General features: G+C 62.8%; 16 protein-coding genes and 1 pseudogene. 5 read left to right on the top strand and 12 right to left on the bottom strand.

The annotated features are described in order from the left end of the window. Positions 1-65: 65 nt before the first annotated feature. Positions 66-725 (bottom strand): NUDIX domain-containing protein, encoded by a 660-nt coding sequence (locus KYG_RS07340; RefSeq protein WP_008904224.1) that lies wholly within the window; start codon positions 723-725, stop codon positions 66-68. 60 nt (positions 726-785) lie between these two features. Between KYG_RS07340 and KYG_RS07335 the strand changes: the two genes are divergently transcribed. The 4 genes and pseudogenes from KYG_RS07335 to KYG_RS07320 form a co-directional block, all read left to right on the top strand. Continuing rightward, the gene (locus KYG_RS07335; RefSeq protein WP_008904223.1) at positions 786-1730 is read left to right on the top strand and encodes a metallophosphoesterase; all 945 of its coding nucleotides are present in this window, start codon (positions 786-788) and stop codon (positions 1728-1730) included. Further along, on the top strand, positions 1723-2286 hold the full coding sequence (locus KYG_RS07330) for a hypothetical protein (RefSeq protein WP_008904222.1): 564 nt from the start codon (positions 1723-1725) through the stop codon (positions 2284-2286). Before KYG_RS07335 ends, KYG_RS07330 begins: the two co-directional genes overlap by 8 nt. Before the next feature lie 373 nt (positions 2287-2659). Continuing rightward, complete coding sequence (locus KYG_RS23655; RefSeq protein WP_085942525.1) at positions 2660-3643, top strand: ADP-ribosylglycohydrolase family protein; 984 nt, start codon at positions 2660-2662, stop codon at positions 3641-3643. Between the two features lie 144 nt (positions 3644-3787). Further along, positions 3788-4363: pseudogene (locus KYG_RS07320) on the top strand (acyl-CoA dehydrogenase family protein); the annotation flags it as partial. Positions 4364-4410: 47 nt separating this feature from the next. On the opposite strand, the gene KYG_RS07315 reads toward KYG_RS07320, so the two are convergent. Both KYG_RS07315 and KYG_RS07310 read right to left on the bottom strand, forming a co-directional pair. Beyond that, the gene (locus tag KYG_RS07315; protein WP_008904219.1) at positions 4411-5391 is read right to left on the bottom strand and encodes a tripartite tricarboxylate transporter substrate binding protein; all 981 of its coding nucleotides are present in this window, start codon (positions 5389-5391) and stop codon (positions 4411-4413) included. A 55-nt stretch (positions 5392-5446) separates the two neighbouring features. Further along, positions 5447-6571 (bottom strand): DSD1 family PLP-dependent enzyme, encoded by a 1125-nt coding sequence (locus KYG_RS07310; protein ID WP_034693642.1) that lies wholly within the window; start codon positions 6569-6571, stop codon positions 5447-5449. Between the two features lie 200 nt (positions 6572-6771). Here KYG_RS07310 and KYG_RS07305 point away from each other — a divergent pair, with 200 nt between their 5' ends. Further along, a complete protein-coding gene (locus KYG_RS07305; protein ID WP_008904217.1) occupies positions 6772-7677 on the top strand; it encodes a LysR family transcriptional regulator in 906 nt (301 codons plus the stop codon). Here the strand turns inward: KYG_RS07305 and KYG_RS07300 are convergent. From KYG_RS07300 to KYG_RS07260, 9 genes are all read right to left on the bottom strand, one after another. After that, positions 7674-8765 (bottom strand): low specificity L-threonine aldolase, encoded by a 1092-nt coding sequence (locus KYG_RS07300; protein WP_008904216.1) that lies wholly within the window; start codon positions 8763-8765, stop codon positions 7674-7676. The genes KYG_RS07305 and KYG_RS07300 overlap by 4 nt on opposite strands. Continuing rightward, complete coding sequence (locus KYG_RS07295) at positions 8758-9660, bottom strand: tripartite tricarboxylate transporter substrate binding protein (RefSeq protein ID WP_008904215.1); 903 nt, start codon at positions 9658-9660, stop codon at positions 8758-8760. The genes KYG_RS07300 and KYG_RS07295 overlap by 8 nt, the downstream gene beginning before the upstream one ends. A 1044-nt stretch (positions 9661-10704) precedes the next feature. Then, complete coding sequence (locus KYG_RS07290) at positions 10705-11052, bottom strand: cytochrome c (protein ID WP_008904214.1); 348 nt, start codon at positions 11050-11052, stop codon at positions 10705-10707. After that, positions 11049-12281 (bottom strand): sulfite oxidase, encoded by a 1233-nt coding sequence (locus tag KYG_RS07285; RefSeq protein WP_008904213.1) that lies wholly within the window; start codon positions 12279-12281, stop codon positions 11049-11051. The genes KYG_RS07290 and KYG_RS07285 overlap by 4 nt, the downstream gene beginning before the upstream one ends. A gap of 85 nt (positions 12282-12366) precedes the next feature. Then, the gene (locus KYG_RS07280; RefSeq protein ID WP_008904212.1) at positions 12367-12969 is read right to left on the bottom strand and encodes a hypothetical protein; all 603 of its coding nucleotides are present in this window, start codon (positions 12967-12969) and stop codon (positions 12367-12369) included. Continuing rightward, on the bottom strand, positions 12966-13499 hold the full coding sequence (locus tag KYG_RS07275; RefSeq protein ID WP_050813810.1) for an RNA polymerase sigma factor: 534 nt from the start codon (positions 13497-13499) through the stop codon (positions 12966-12968). Before KYG_RS07275 ends, KYG_RS07280 begins: the two co-directional genes overlap by 4 nt. Before the next feature lie 70 nt (positions 13500-13569). Continuing rightward, positions 13570-13929: a DUF305 domain-containing protein gene (locus KYG_RS07270; RefSeq protein ID WP_008904210.1), complete on the bottom strand. Its 360-nt coding sequence runs from the start codon at positions 13927-13929 to the stop codon at positions 13570-13572. Continuing rightward, positions 13926-15320, bottom strand: coding sequence for a YncE family protein (locus tag KYG_RS07265; RefSeq protein WP_008904209.1), 1395 nt, complete (start codon positions 15318-15320; stop codon positions 13926-13928). Before KYG_RS07265 ends, KYG_RS07270 begins: the two co-directional genes overlap by 4 nt. A gap of 161 nt (positions 15321-15481) precedes the next feature. After that, positions 15482-16259 (bottom strand): anti-sigma factor (locus KYG_RS07260; protein ID WP_008904208.1); only part of this gene is annotated, 778 nt, incomplete at its 5' end.

Below are 16259 nucleotides of genomic sequence, written 5' to 3'. Positions count from 1 at the left end.
TATCTCACCAGTTCACTACAGCTCATCTGGGCTGAGCCTCGTCTTCACGAGCCAATCTCCCCTTCCTAGAACGTGAAGTCCTGCCTGGCCCTAAAAACTTGCGCCGGACGTTGTGCCCCTCGCACAAACTCATCGGTCTCAATAATGTCGTCCGATGTCTTCAGGCGTCGTCGGAAAGAACTCTTGTCGAGTGGATGACCCAAGATGATCTCGACCACCTTTTGCAACTGCGACAACGTGAAGTGTTCGGGCAGCAGGTGTAGGGGAAGTACATCTGCTGTCACTTTGGCCCGCAGTTTCTGGACCGCTACCTCCAGTTGTTCCGAATGGTCAAAAGCCAGGCGGCGTTTTGGAGAGACAACGTCCACCCATTCCACTGCCTCTACTTTGTTACGGACAACGGCATCGGTCTTGTCCAGAGGTAGTAAGGCATAAAACAAGACGGCGATAGACCACCCTCGGGGGTCGCGGTCTGGCCCGCTGTATGTGCGCACTTCTTGCAGATGTGGCAATTCAATGGCCACCTTGTCGGCTAGTACTCGGCGCGCCGTCGCTTCAAGAGAGTTGTCCAGATGGGGTTTGAGCACGCCACCAGGCAATGCCCATTGCCCGACTTCGGGTTCTTGCGCCCTCTTCACCAGCAGCACTTTAAGGCACTCATCGACCACGCTGAACAACGCGATATCGACACTGACGAGTGGGAAGAGTTCACGATTCTTAATCATAGTTGCAAATTGCCACTAACACATGCACAATAGTGGCATTATGCAACTAAGGGGGATCTCATGGGCTACGACATCGTCGGAGACGTACATGGTCAGGCGAGCAAGTTAGAGGCTCTCTTGGAGGGGATGGGGTATCGGCTGAAAGCCGGGGCATTTCAGCACCCGCATCGCAGAGCCATCTTTGTGGGCGACTACATCGACAGGGGGCCTCGGCAGGTGGACACCTACAGGATCGTGCGCGCCATGGTGGAGTCTGGCAGCGCCCTGGCAATACTCGGGAATCACGAATTCAATGCAATTGCATGGCACACCGCAGACCCTGCCACTGCGGAAGGGTTCTTTCTGCGTCCGCGCCACGGTGCAACCGGCGCTAAGAACCGTCAACAGCACCAGCATTTCCTGGCGGAGGTTGAGGGGACGCGACTGCACGATGAAATCATCGAATGGTTTCTCACCTTGCCGCTCTGGCTGGACCTGCCCGAATTGCGAGTGATTCACGCTTGTTGGCATGACGGCTACATCTCGGAACTCAAACCTTTGCTGGGGCCCTCGCAAACACTGACCACGGAATTGATGGTCCGGGCGAGCCGTCAGGGCGACGCGGTATTTGAAGCAGTTGAGGGTTTGACCAAGGGTTTGGAAGTCGCGCTCCCTGACGGGCACGCGTTTCTTGACAAGGACGGGCACGAACGGCGCAATGTGCGCATTCGCTGGTGGGACGAAACCAGTCATAGCTATCGAGATTTGGCGCTCATGCCGGATGAGGCGCGTATGGCGCTTCCCGCAGCAACCGTACCTGCTCAGAGTAGGCCTATCTACGACCAGCGCAAACCGGTTTTCATGGGCCACTACTGGATGCAAGGCGAGCCTGTACTCCAGAGCAGCAAGATTGCGTGTGTGGATTACAGCGCCGGGAAAGGTGGTCCGCTGGTCGCTTACCGATGGGACGGTGAATCTGAACTGAGTACCAAGAATTTCTTTGCTGAAGGAGGCTCAGATGCGTAAAAGGATCGAGACTCCACCAGAGGTTGCCCTGCACGCGGACTCGCAACAAAAGAACCCGTCGATTGATGGAGTTGATTCGGTCACAAAATGGCAAAAGGCTGCAACAGGTGCCATCGACACTGCAAAGAAAGCTACCGCCTTGGCCAAGGCCCATTTGATCCGTGAATCACGCAAGCATGGCGGGAGGTGGCAATGGGTCGACTTTCCGGGGCCTAAGGGTCGAGAGTCTGCAGGCATCGTTGACATCCTGGCCATCCGAAAGCGTTGGGAACTATCAGACTCCCCCGAGGACGCCGACCTCAAGCACCTAGACCTCTTCGACATCATGCTCATCCAGGTCAAGGGCGGCGGTGCAAAGACACCCACGCGCGAAGAAATTGCCCGTATGGAACGAGTGGCTGATCTTTACCAAGTGTGCAAGGTTTTGCTGTACCAGTGGAATACCAAGAAAAAGGCGGAGACGGGCTACCGTCTTCTCAATCGTGAGACTCATGAATTTGGTCCATTGGTGACAGACGGCAAGGAGCTCTTTGGCAAGAAATGGGCTACGTCTTGAATTCGACCAGCGCGCTCATAGTGACAAGCCTGCCTGCGTTTTCCGCCAAGGGTCTCAGGCGCTGCCTGGTACCCGGAGTGGGCTGTACGGTTCTGGGAGGCGTTTCTGGGTCCGGTTCTTCCGTCGCAGACTTTTGGCGTGGGAAGGATGGTGACGTGTGGCTGCGAGTCACTTGGATGGGCCAGGTGTGGAGTTTTCATGCTCGGGGGCCGGCGGGAGAATCAATCCCTGACGATCAAGACTCCATGGCTGTGTTTGCGGACTTCGTGTCGCGAGAACTATGCCGGTGGATGACTGAAGACGCACCCGACACGCCTCCATTTGATGCCTGTACTGCCGCAGAGCAGGAGAATTTTTCCTCGGGAAGAAAAGCATGAATTCCATCCAGAACTTGGCTCAAGGATGTTTGCTAGGCGCATTGGTCGGCGACGCAGCAGGATCTCGACTGGAGTTCCTCGGAAGAATACCGACGCAGGCCGATGTGGGCGAAGCGTTAGTAATGAAGGGTGGAGGAGTCTTTGGACTAGCTCCAGGCCAAATCACAGACGATGGAGAGATGACGCTCTCACTCGCCCGTGCCCTCGTAGGTTCTACAGTATTTCCGCGAGAGAAGGTCGCGACCAACTACCGCGCATGGGTTGCCAGCAATCCATTCGATATGGGGCAAGCTACCTCTGCAGCACTCGGGGGACCGATCGAAGACGGAGATTTCATAGCCGATTCTGTTTCGAGAAGAGCGGCGATGTACAACATGGGCTCCAAGGCGAATGGAGCCCTCATGAGATCCAGTGCGCTGGGCATCTGGTCTACAGGAGTGTCACAGGAAGATGCGGTGAAAGCAGCCTGCGACGATGCACGCCTCACTCATCCAAATCCTAGCTGTTTGTGGGCCTGCGCTGCCTACGTAGTTGCCATTCGGCATTTGCTACTCCATCTCAACGACACTGAGGGTGCGTTTGAGCAGGCGCGATGGGCGCTTGCACTTGCCCCAAGAGACGACTCGGAGGAAGTGCATGGATGGCTCGAAGATGCGGCCATTGGCACATTGCCAGACGGACAACACAGCATGGGGTTTGTGCGTATCGCCTTTATCCACGCTTTTCATCACATGCGACTCGGCACTCCGTACATCGACGCACTGCAAAGTGTCCTCGGGTATGGAGGGGACACAGATACGAATGCTTGCATAGTCGGAGGACTTGTAGGTGCGCGGATCGGGATCACAGGTATTCCCCCAAACATGATCGATGCAGTGCTCAGGTGCGACACGAAAAAAGGTCGTCCGCGCCCAGCATGGCTGAGCACCCAGGACGCCTTGGAACTTACCCAGGGACTTCTGAATGAAGAAGTACATTGACCACGAGTTGGTTCAAATCGGCTGACTTGCTGGCGGCTGCCCAAAAGCTGATGTGAGACATGCACGGAAGATGACTGGACAGCGGTGAGCGCCAACAGCGGTCATTCAGAGCCCTTGACCTCGAACAAGTGCTGCGCCGCCGACGGCATGTCCGCCCCCGCCATCCACGGCAAGGTGGGCTTGCGCGCCTCGATCACCGGTGAAATCGTGATGGAGGAGGTGTTCTGCCCGGAGGAAAACGCATTCCCCGAGGTGCGGGGCCTGAAGGGCCCATTCACCTGCCTGAACTCAGCCCGCTACTGCATCGCCTGGGGCGCGCTGGGCGCGGCGGAGGACTGCTGGTTCCGGGCCCGCCAGTACTTGCTGGACCGCAACCAGTTCGGCAAGCCGCTGACCGCCAACCAGCTGGTGCGGAAGAAGCTGGCCGACATGCAAACCGAAATCACCCTGGGTCTGCAGGGCTGCCTGCGTCTGGGCCGCATGAAGGACGAGGGCACTGCCTGGGTGGATATCACCTCCATAATGAAGCGGAACTCCTGCGGCAAGGCGCTGGACATCGCCCGGATCGCTCGCGACATGATGGGCGGAAACGGCATCAGCGACGAGTTCGGCGTTGCACGCCACCTAGTGAACCCGGAGGTGGTGAACACCTACGAGGGCACTCACGACATCCATGCGCTGATCCTTGGCCGGGCGCAAACGTGCATCGCCGCGTTCTGAGCCCGGCAGGTGGCCGCCGGCCGCAAGCCAGACGAAAACTCAGCCGCTCACTCGGCCTGGATACCGGCCGCCGCCGCGATCTTCTTCCAGCGGGTGATCTCCGTCGCGATGAACTGTTCGAATTCGACTGCCTTCATCGGCGCGGCCTCTGCTCCGGCCTTCAGGAAGAACGCCTTCATCTCAGCCGAATCGAGGATCCTGTTGATCTCCGTGTTCAGGCGATCGACCACGGCAGTCGGCGTGCCTGCCGGAGCCAGCACACCCCACCAGAGCTCACTCGCGCTGCCCTTGTAGCCAGCTTGTTCGGTCGAAGGCAGATCGGGCACAACCGGCGATCGCTGCGAAGTCGTGACGGCCAGCGCTCGAACCCTGCCGTTTGCCACATGGGGCAACACGGAGGCAGCGCTTGACAGAACGACCTGGACTTGTCCGCCGATCAAGTCTGTGATGGCCAGGCTGATGCCTTTGTAAGGCACCTGCGTCATCTTGATGTCCGCGGCGTCCATCAGCAGTTCCGCGGCGAAGTGATTGATGCCGCCAACGCCCGATGTGCCGTAATTCAGCTTCCCTGGCTGCGCCTTGGCGGCGCTCACCAGATCTTGGATGCTCTTGTAGCGTGAGTCGGCTGCAACCGCCACAAGCATCGGACCCGTTGCGAGACGCGCGACCGGCTTGAAGCTTCTGATCGGGTCATACGGGAGGTTGGCTCGAGTCGCCGCCACCGTCGTGAACGTCGTGGACAGCAGAACAAGTGTGTAGCCATCGGGGGCCGCTTTGGCCACCAGTGAATTCGCAATGATCCCTCCCCCCGAGGGCTTGTTGTCGATCACGACGGGTTGACCGAGCGTTTCATGCAGGCGCTTTCCGATGGTACGTGCGAATGCGTCGTTCGAACTGCCTGGCGCCGCGTCGACGATGAGGGTGATGGGTTTGGCAGGCCACGTCGAAGTCGACAATTGGGCGCTTGCGATCCCGGGGACCAGCAGCGCCGCAGCGACACCCAAGAGAAATTGAGGCGAAATTTTCATGTGGTCATTCCCTGGCTCAGATAAAAGGTGAGGCAGCCCGTATCCCCGCTGGTGTTCATTGCATGCCTCCACGGGCGGTGATAGGCCAGACGCTTTCCACTCGGCCCGCCCTGACGCAGACATACCAGTCGAAACGGTCAACCGTGGGATCGCAGTGTCCGGGGATAAGTCGCAGTCTTTCCCCGATCTCTGGCGTTGCGCGGCCTGCGGGATACTCCATCCGCGCATGCTCGTCCGCCGCCGAAACAATGCGCAAATCTGGTTGCTGCCACACGGTCGGTAGCCCTCTTTCGATGGCGACGGCCTTGTGCCCCGCGTCCAGCACCGCCAGCCCCGGCCTGGCGGTGCTCATGACGGAGGCTAGGACGAACAAGGAATGCCTGAAGGTGCGGAATGGCTGACCATCTTCCTGGAGGTTGGCCGCATAGTCGCCGTCCATGAAGCAATAGCTGCCGGCCTGGAGCTCGGTATAGACGCCCGACGCGGCTTCCAGCTCAAACGTCCCCGTCCCGGCGCCGGAGACGATCCCGCAGGGAATGCGCGCCCGGCTCAGTCCTTCGACGGTTCGTTCGCAAGCGGCAATAGCCTTGCCGATGGCCTCGCGCCGCTCGACTGCACTGCGCAAGTGCTGCGCTGCGCCGTGATAGGCCTGGAGTCCCGCGAAGGCGAGGTGGCGCGAGCCTGCGATAAGCCTCGCAAGCCCGACGGCCTCCTCTCCCGCAGGCACGCCGCAGCGGCGAGAGCCGACGTCGATTTCCACGAGGACGGACATCCTGACGCCGGCAGTCCGAGCAGCAGCTTCCAGCAGCGAAACGTGCTCAGGGCTGTCAACGCAAAGGGCAACTTGCGCTATCCGGGACAGGGCGGCAAGCCTGGCAAGCTTGCGCGGATCGACGATCTGGTTGGTCACCAGGATGTCTTCCACACCTCCCCAAGCCATGACCTCCGCTTCCGCGACTTTCTGCACGCACTGGCCAATGGCGCCGCGGCGCATCTGCAGGTTCGCCACGACGGGGGATTTGTGCGTCTTCGCATGCGGACGAAGCCTGGCGCTGACTCCTGCCACCATGCGCGCCATTGTGTCGAGATTGAATTCGAATGCGTCGAGATCGAGGATCAAGGCAGGCGTTTCGACCTCGGACTCTCGCATTCCGGGTTGGGCTGGAGGCAACTGATGCATGCGAATAGCTTAGGGGGCACCGCAGCCAAGTGCAAACGAGATTTCGTCACCCAACATGTGAGGCTTGCTCAAGGCGCTCGCACGGGCCGCCATTCACCCTCCCACACGCGGAGTCGAGGAGCTTACGAAAAATGGTGCTTCCGGCCCTTGAGCTATTCTCATGATCATCCGGAGCTTCAACTTGATGAAGGGATACAGGCGTGCTAAATCTTTCCAATCTGGCTACCCTGGTGGCCATCCTTGACAAGGGAAGCTTCACGGCCGCGGCCGGTGTGATCGGCTGCACGCCCAGTGCTGTCAGCCTGCAGGTCAAGCAGCTGGAGACCTACTTCGGCAAGCCCCTTTTCGACCGGTCTTCACGTCAGAGCCGGCCGACAGCATTCGCGCTGGAGGTCGCGCAGGCGGCCAGGGATACAACGGCCCGCATCCAGGCTCTGCGAGTGCGACCAACTCTCACGGTGTCCGGCACCTTGCGGCTCGGCTCGCTCACCAGCATTCAATCTGACCTGCTTCCCTACGTGCTGCGAAGCCTGAGAGATGAGCACCCCGCCCTGGAGGTCTCCGTCGCGCCTTTGAACGACACCCCGGATTTGCTCGATGCCCTGGCCGCGGGAAAGCTCGACGCGGCTGCACTGGTGCGCCCCCCCTCAGGCGGATCCTCCAGGCTGATTTGGGAAGACCTGGTCCGGCAGCCGTTTGTCATGCTGACTGCGGCGGACGTGAAGGAAGCGAGGCCGCAGGAGCTGTTGCGTAAACTGCCCTGGATTGCCTACGACCGCCAGACGAGTGGCGGCCGCGCGGCCGCTGAGTATGTCCGGCGGGTGGCCCCAGGCTCGCGAGGGATCGTGGACTTGAGGTCGATCGACGCCATCGTCGCCATGGTGTCCGAGGGCCTTGGCGTATCCGTCGTGCCGCTCCCACGTCCCAAGCTCATCAGCGCTTACGACTTGCGTGTTGTCCCGCTGGGAAGGAATCCCCCATCGCGGCAGCTTTCGCTTGTGCGGCGCAAGGCCGACCAGGACAGCCGTAACGTGAACGCAGCGCGCGACGCGTTCCTGTCGATCATCGCGAGTCGGCAGGGCAACCTGACCTCGCGCAGCGGCTAGCCGATGGCGGCACTGTGCGTCGCAGCGCTTGGCGTGCGGCGTCCTACGGCGGCCACGCTGCTACTTACGAACGTGAATGCCTGGACAGCCGTCTCCACATCGACATCGCTCAGGTGCCGGTGCGTCACGCAACGAAGCAGGGATCGCGACCATGGCCGCACGAGAACACCCATGCTTCGGAGGCTCTCAACCCAAAGTGAGGCATCCATGCCCGTGGCGCTGACATCAACCTGGACGATGTTGGTTTGCGGGCTGTTCGCCTTTAGCCCCGCGATCGCGTTGAGTCCGTCAGAAAGCAGCGCCGCCCTCTTGTGATCTTCTTCCAGTCGGGCCACCATGCTGTTGATTGCTACCAGTCCTGCCGCCGCCGCGATGCCCACTTGGCGTTGCGTGCCGCCCAGCATCTTTCGAATCGCGCGCGCCCGCGCTATCACGGCAGTTGTGCCGGCGACCACACCGCCCATGGGGGCCGAAAGTCCTTTCGACAGGCAGATCGTGACAGTGTCTGTGCAAGCAGCGATGGCTGCAGGCGCCACGCGCAAGGCCACCGCTGCGTTGAAGAGGCGGGCTCCGTCGAGATGGATGCTGGCGCCATGGCGCCGGGACAGGTCATGCACTTGTCGCATGTGCTCCAACGGCAACGCCGTCCCCCCGGCGTTGTTGTGGGATGTCTCCATGCAGACCAGGGCTGTCTTGAGCCTGCCCCGTGGCTCCACAAGGACCTGCTCCAGCCGTTCGAGGTTCATCGCCCCGGCGACGCCTGCGATCGGCTCATAGAAAGCGCCCGTCAACGTTGCTGCGCCGCGTTCCGCCGTGTAGATGTGCGAGGAAGCCTCCGTCACCACGAGTTCCTGGCGGGCGGTTTGCGCCAGGATGGCCGCGAGGTTCCCCATGGTCGCGCTGGGTACGAAGAGAGCGGCCTCCTTGCCCAGCAAAGTCGCAACGCCGCTCTCCAATTCTTCTGCCGTCGGATCGCCGTCCAGGCCGTCATCGCCCAGCGGCGCCTTCAGCATGCTCTCGTACATCGCCTCCGTCGGCTGCGTGACTGTGTCGCTGCGCAGGTCGACCGGCGTTTTGCAATCAGTCAACGGTTGCCCCCGTTTTCTTGACCACTGCCGACCACTTGGCGCGCTCCGCGGCCAGGAAGGAGGCGAACTGGGTTCGCGAAATCAGCTGGGGCGTGATGCCCTGCTTGGCAAACACCGCCCGCACTTCGTCCGTGTCCAATGCATTGTTGATCTGCTTGTTCAGAAGGTCCAGCACGCCCTCGGGTGTGCGCGCCGGCGCGACAACGCCGTAGAACGCCGTGTAGGTCAAGCTCGGGAAACCCAACTCCGCCAGGGTCGCCACCTGCGGCAGCGCGGCGTGCCGCTTTTCAGACGAAACGGCCAGTGGCCTGATCTTCCCGGCGGCGATTTGCGGGAGTGAAGCAGTCAGCGAGGCGAAGTACAGGTCGACCTGGCCACCCAGCAGGTCATTCATCGCAGGGCCGGCGCCCTTGTACGGTATGTGCTGCAGCTTGATGCCGGTAGCATCACGCAGGCTTTCTGCGACCAGGTGACCGACTGTTCCACTTCCGGATGAAGCGTAGAACAGATCGCTCTTCTTGCCGGCCTGGATGATCGACGCAAGGCTGTCGAAGCGGCTTCCCGTGCGAACGACCAGCACGAGCGGGCCCGAGCCCATCAGCGCGACCGGCACCAGATCGTCCACCGCGCTGAAATCGAGGCTCTTGTAGAGGTACGGGTTGACTGCAAGGTTGCTGGTTTCTCCCATGACCAGGGTGTAACCGTCGGGAGCCGCTCTTGCGCCAGCGCGCAGCCCGATGTTGTTGCCGGCTCCGGGTACGTTCTCGACAAATACCTGCCACTTGGCCGTCTCGGTCAGCCTGGAAGCCACCAGCCGCGACATTGCATCGGTGCCTCCGCCCGGGGGGCTGGGCGAAATGATGCGGATCGGCTTGGAGGGATAGTTGTCGGCCATGCCTGGCCCCGCAAGCGACGCCAACGCGAGAGCGCACAGAACAGAAAAAATCCTCCTGCTGGTGCGTGTCTGGAGAGACTTCATGTAGATCCTTGGTGAGGTGACTCGGATGACCAGAGTTTCGGCCGCACCAACAGATCAGGCAACCGAGTCTGTTTAACTTCTGATGTGAGCATCGCTCAAGCCATGGGCCCCTGCGAAGGCGCCGAAATGAGTCAAGCCGCGGGAACGTCTTTCAGGAAGTTCCGCGCAATGGTCAGAAGCTGTGCTTCAGCCGCTCCCTCGTGGTGGCCGCCACCATCGCGGCCGCCAAGAGGACTTTCTTTTAGCCCTTTGGGCGAGGGATTTCCCGGAGCCCAGGGTCCGCGCCAACGGTCGGCAACTGCCAAGAGACGACAGTCAGGCGTTATGCGCGACGGGAGAATGCGCGGCTCACTCACGAAGCCGAGCCGGCCACTGTGCTTCGCATCGGCGACGCTCGCGGCAATAGCAGCCTGCCTGCCCAGTGACTGCTTGAACCCAGGCAGCGTAAGTTCGCCGTTCGGTGTCGACCGACAGCAATCGCTGCTTATGGAGAGCTCTCCATAAGCAGCGGTTGCTGCCGTTCGAGTTTTCAACGTGCATGCCCTTGGCGTGCCGGATTGCGATCACTCCTATTCATGCATCGTGGTAAGGCGCAGAGACAGGTTTCAGGCGCGTAGTTGACATTGCTAGAGAGTTGACAACAGCGTGCAGAGATCTGCAAGCTCGACGAGCAAGACTGCAGCAGCATCAAGCATGGTGCGATCAATCACCTGGGCGTGTCGCCAGCGTTGATGGCTTACCGCGAGCACAAGGCCATGCTGGGCAAGACTTAGGCCGGCGAGAAGTTCCCGGCGGTTGTGATGATGGGGGCTGGCTGGATGGTGGTCCCCGACATCAAACCAGGCAAGTGATGGTGAGTGGCTGACCCGCCCTGGGTCAGCCACTCAGTCGGGATCGCTGTTTGCAGGTGATCCCGTCCTTTTTGTCAGTTGGCGCAGCAGCGCTGTGGCCAACCAGCCATCACTTTGATCCACCCGAAGCCTTGGCCACGTAGGCCGCCAGGGCGGCAATTTGCGCATCACTGAGTTTGCCGTTGTAGGACGGCATCTGCCCAATCCCGTTGCGCAGCGCGGTGGCCACGCGCTTGGCATCGGGCTTGAGCTCGTCCAGGCTGGGGCCCACGGCGCCTTCGGCTCCCGCGTCCTTGAGCGCATGGCACAGGGCGCAGGCAGGCACCGCGCCTTGGCCGAACAACACCTTGCCTTGTTGAAGTTGCGCGGCATCGTCGGCGGCGTGCACGGGCAGCACTGTGAATGCCAACGACCACAGGGCAGCGACCAACGCGTGTTTTTGGATTGTGCGCTTCATGCCACGCTCACTTTCACGGCGTGGTCGGCCCAGCTGGTGTTGTTGTAGCCGCCCGCGTTTTCCATGCGTTGTTCGGGCTGCACGTTGCCTGCGGTGTCGGTGGCTCGGCTCGCCAGGGTGAACTGGCCCGCCGGCAGGCGTGCCGCAAAAACAAACTGCCGCCACGCAAAGCGGCCGAGGTCGGGCCCCACCATGCGCGCGAGCTGCCAGGTTTTTCCGCCGTCCAGAGAAACCTCGACCTTGGCCACCGCGTTCATGCCGCCAAACGCCACGCCATGGATCTGTGTGTCACCCGCTTTAAGCGGGGCGCCGTCCGTGCCGGGACCGTTGATCCACGACTTCACCGTCATTTCCTGCACCGATGGCTGCGACGGGTCGCCCTTCGCGCCGGGCGGTGAAATGCGGTAGCCGTGCGACATGATGCGTGCGTCGGTCTCCTGAGCGGTGAAGGCCAGGCGTTTGACGTACTTGATGTTGTTCACGCCCGTGTAACCCGGCACGATCAAGCGCAGTGGGCCGCCGTGGGCCAGCGAAATCGGCACACCGTTCATTTCCCAGGCCAGCAGGGCATCGGCGAGTGCGGCAGCAGGCACCGAGCGTTCCACGATCACGCTCTTGGGGTCCAGTCCATCGGGGAGTTTTTCGCCGCCTGTGCCGGTGAGGTAGGCCATGCCGGCCTCCACGCCGCCCAGGGCATCCACCACCCAGCGCACCGGCACACCGCTCCACACCACACAGCCTGCTGCGCCCACTTGCCAAGGCGTTCCACTGGGCTTGTTGGGGAAGTAGCCGCGTCCGTTGCCAGAGCATTGCAACACCATCGCCGTGGTCTCGATGCCCATGCGCTTGAGGTCGCCCAGCGTGAGTTTGCGCGGGTTCTTCACCCCCTCGATGTTGATCTCCCAGGCATCGCGGTTGCCCAGGATCGAGACGTCGGGCGCGGGCAGGTTGTTGCGGATGTAGAGCTGCTCGGACGGCGTGATTACGCTGGTGCCGAACACACTGCGCTTGGTCTCAATGGTGGTGCTGCTGTGCACGATCAGGCTGGCCGGGTCCTTCCAGCCCACGTACGCTGGCAGAGGCTTGGCAGCACCGGCCACGGCGACGGGCGCGGTCTCACCAGCAGCGGCTGCGGTGCGGCCAAAGCTGGCCAGACCAACGGCAGCCAAAGCAGCGCCGCTGCCGGCCAGCAGGTGGCGCCGGGGGAGCGAGGTGGGTTGTTGGTTCATTTCTGGGGTCTCCGGTGGTTGGGCGTCGTGCGCCGGTTGGGGTGAAAGGGGTGAGCGGTTGATTCGTTGACAGGGACGCGGTGCCTCAGCCTGGCCCGGACACGGGAGGTGCCTGCAGTGCCGTCTGCGCGACCGCCAGTGCCTTCTTTTTCTGGGCCACCAGCAACAAGGGCTTGCCCTCGCGCGAGCGGATCACCTTCCAGTGCACGTTGCTCCACCAGCCGCTGGCCTCGCGCAGGTCCACAGGCTGGTCAAAGGCATACACCGTCACCATGCCGCCCTTCTCGAAGAACGTGGTGAGGTGGTAAGCGAGGTGACCTTCGATATCGCATGGCCGCATGAGTTGGGGAAACCCGGGCACCACGTTGGCGTCCCGCATGCCCAGGTGCATGAGCAACTGGCGCTGCTCCATGAAACTGCCCCGCAAGCTGCGCTCGTGGTATTCGTGGTCGATCGCGTCGCGCACCATCGCTGGCGGTCGCACGGCTAGCACCCCGCCGCTGGTGCCACCGGCCAGCAAAAGCGCAGCCAGAAAACGCTGCAAGCCGCGTCGCGCCAGCAGCGGCTGCGGCTTTCGGTACAGGTGTGCCGGTGCGTCGCTGGCCTCGAAGGCGATCGCCAACTCGGCGCGCGCGCGCAAATCGAATTCGCTGTCGGGCAGGAAAGGCGCGTCGGTATCGGGGCTCATGTCTTGGTCCTGCGAAACGGGGTAACGTTGACATCGGCCTTGGGTGTCGCAGGTACCCCCATGGCCAGCTTCAAAGCGTCGCGCGCACGGGCTAGGCGCGACAACACCGTGCCGGGCGCGATCTCCAGCGCCTCGGCCATCTGGGCGGTGGGCATGTCGTCGAAATAAAACAGCACCAGCACCTCGCGGTGGATGGGCGCCAGGCGCGCGAGCGCCTTGACGACATCGAGTTTGTCGTCCAGCCCCGCGTCGGGCGCCGCTTGCTCGGGCTGCTCTTCATCGTCCAGCGACTGCATGCTGGGTGCGGCCTGGCGAAAGGCGGCGCGGCGCATGATCTGAAAGAGCCAAGCCCGTGCCAGCGCAGCGTCGCGCAGTTGCTCCCGGTGCTTCCAGGCGTTGGCAAAACAGTCTTGCACCACGTCTTCGGCAATGGCGCGCGAACCAGTGAGCGCCCACGCACTGCGCAGCAAAAAACGGTAGTGCTCACGCACCCATTGGTTATAGCGGGACTCGGCAGACTGGAACAGCATGGTGATCAAGAGCGCTGCGTGGCTTGGTTCATTCCGTGGCGCTCATCGGTACTTTCCCTAGGGCTGTCGATCAAGGCCCCCGCGTCCCACCCAGCGACGGAAATTCCGCTTCCGCACCTTTGGCTGTGCGCTGCTGCAGGGTGTGCAGTCGGCGTTGCATGCTCTGGATCTCCACCGTCTGCCCGGCAATGATTTCCTCGGCCAACTGCCGGGTGACAGGATCGCGCCCATGCTGCAACACCAGCCGCGCCATGTCCACAGCGCCGGCGTGGTGCGGAATCATCATCGCCAGAAAGTCCTGGTCGGCCTGGCCTGCGTAGCCCGGGCTGTGCATGGCCTGCATCATGCGGGCCATCGATTCGTCCATATCCCGCTGGAATGCGCTGGTGTGCGCGGCGCTGGCGCCGTGGCTGGTGTGCGCGCCGCTCATGCCGTCTGGCCCTTCTCGCCCACACGCACGTAGACGAGGTTGATGCTCTTTTTGTTGCGCAGCGCGCCAGAGGGCAGCGTCAGATTGCCCAGGGGGATCTGCGCAATGAAGGTCGGGCGCAGCGGGTCGCTCACATCAAATGCACTGCACACGGTCTGGCCCGCGTTGGGCGTGCCGGGCAGCTCGTCCTGTTCGTGGGCCACATACAGCAGCGTGTTCTCGGGGTTGGTCCACAACCCGTGCGACTCGCGGCCACGGCTGGAGAAGGTGCCCACCACCTTGCGCTGTCCGCCCGGAGCGCTGCGGTCGATGATGGCGATCGGGCTCGACGCCACGCCGCCGGGGCCACCATCGTCGATGCGCGCCAGGCTGGCATAGACCACGCTGCCGCGCGCATTGCGCACGAACTCAACGTGGTTGGGCCGCGCGCCCATGCCCAGCGGCACGGTGTCGATCAGGTCGAAGCCACCCTGCGTCGAGCGGCAAGACACCGCATCAGCCAGCTTGTGCGAGAACCACACCTCGGCACCGTCGGGTGTGGTCTTCATGAAGGGCGTGAAGCCGGGTTTGTCCTGTGCGCTGATGTCCAGCGTGGTCAGCCGCTGCGGTTGGCTGTGGCCATCCGCGCCGGGGTTGACGCGGAACACGTCGATCTTCGACACCTTCTGGCTGGCCACAAAGGCCAACGTACCCTCACGGTTGAACCACACCTGCGCCGGGCCGCTCAGCGTGGGCAGGTATTGGCGAACCGCGCTGGAGCCCGGGCTGTCGGCCCCCTTGAGCTGGCGAACGGCACGATCGACGCCGACGATGGCAATGCGGTCTTCACCGCGCAGCGTGACCCACAGCTCGCGGCCGTTGCGCGTGAAAGTGGGCTCGTGCGGTTCGCGGCCCAGCAGCAGGCCACTACTCAGGCGCTCGGGGTTGGTGGTGGGCCCAGACGCAGGGTTGGGTGTGTTGCCGATGACGCGGCGCTGCTCGGCGTCGATCAGATAAATGTTGCTGGAGCCGCGCCCGCTGGTGGCCAGCAACCGGCCATCGGGCGACGGCACCGCGCCGTGCGCATCGATACAGCCGTGGTACAGCGGCTTGTGGACCATCGCCGCGTGCGTTGGCGCCACGCCGGCCGTCACAAAGCGAAACGGGGGACGAGGGTCTTCGTCAAAGCTGGTCAGGTTGATCGTCGACTCGACGGTGTTGGTCTTCGGGTCGATGACCACCAGCGTGTTGGAGTCTTCATTGGTGATGAAGACGCGATCGCGCGGGTCGATGCCGGTGGCTGCGGCTCCCGCTGAAGCGCCGGACGGGGCCTGGGCATGTGCTGCGGGCAGCGCGCTGGCTGCCGCGGCGGCCAGGGTGTACTTGAGAATGTCGCGGCGTTGGGTGGTCATGTTTGCTTTCTGAGTTGTTGTGGAGAGTGATCGCTTGGGTCGTGGGCCGGCAGCCGCCGATGAACCACTGCCCAGCGCTTGCTTCAGGTCAAGAGCGCGGCTCGGGCCGTTTCATTCCCTGGGCATGCCGACAGCGCGTCGCGCCGACGCCGCCCTGGCCTTCAGCGCGGGGTGCCAAGTTGCCGATAGACCTCGGCCGACACCTGCGCCAGCACGCTGCGGTCGGCGTCGGACGACAGGGCGTAGCCGAAGGGACCGTCGACCCAGTAGAAGACATTGACCACACCTTCGCGTGCGAAGCGGAAGGCCGTGTCTGTGTTCTTCACGCCGGCCTGCAGTGCCTTGTCCGGCCCCGCGGCACTGCCCACGTCGGCGACATCGTTGGACACGTACAGCGTCAGCTTGCTGCCGAGCTCGTTGCGGTACATGAACTGCGCCACCGGCCCCTGGCCACCCGGCAACAGGCGCCCGCCTTCCAGCGTGTAGCCCTGGGCCTGCAGGTGCGGCGGCTTCATCGGCGCGCCCATGCGCTTGGACAGCCAGGCCACGAGCTGGTCTTCGTGCGCCGCGTCCACCTCGACCGGGCGGCGCGCGTCTGGGCTGTACACCGCATGGGCCACCGCCGCGCGCTGTGCGAAGCTGCCCGCTGACACCAGCGTCAGGCCGCGCTCGGCGGGTGCTGCGGCGGCCATGCGGCCGGCATCGTCGCCCCCCGCGGGCAGGCCGCCCCGCAAGCCCCAGCCTGTGGCGCCGCTGATGACGGCGATGGCGATCCCAGCGGCCAGGCGCTGGAGGTACCAAGGCGTCTGCGGCACGGCACGCGGGCGCGCCGATTTCAGCAGGCGCTGCGGCGGCTGTTCATACAGCACGGGATCGAACAAGACGTGCAGTTCGCGCTTCTGCGCCCGGTAGGCCTCCAGGCGCTGCGCGTCTTCAGGG

The sequence above is a fragment of the Acidovorax sp. NO-1 genome (genome assembly GCF_000238595.1).
GTDB lineage: Bacteria > Pseudomonadota > Gammaproteobacteria > Burkholderiales > Burkholderiaceae_C > Acidovorax.
The sequence above is the reverse complement of the archived record's forward strand: the minus strand, read 5'-3'. Positions and strand labels throughout refer to the sequence as shown.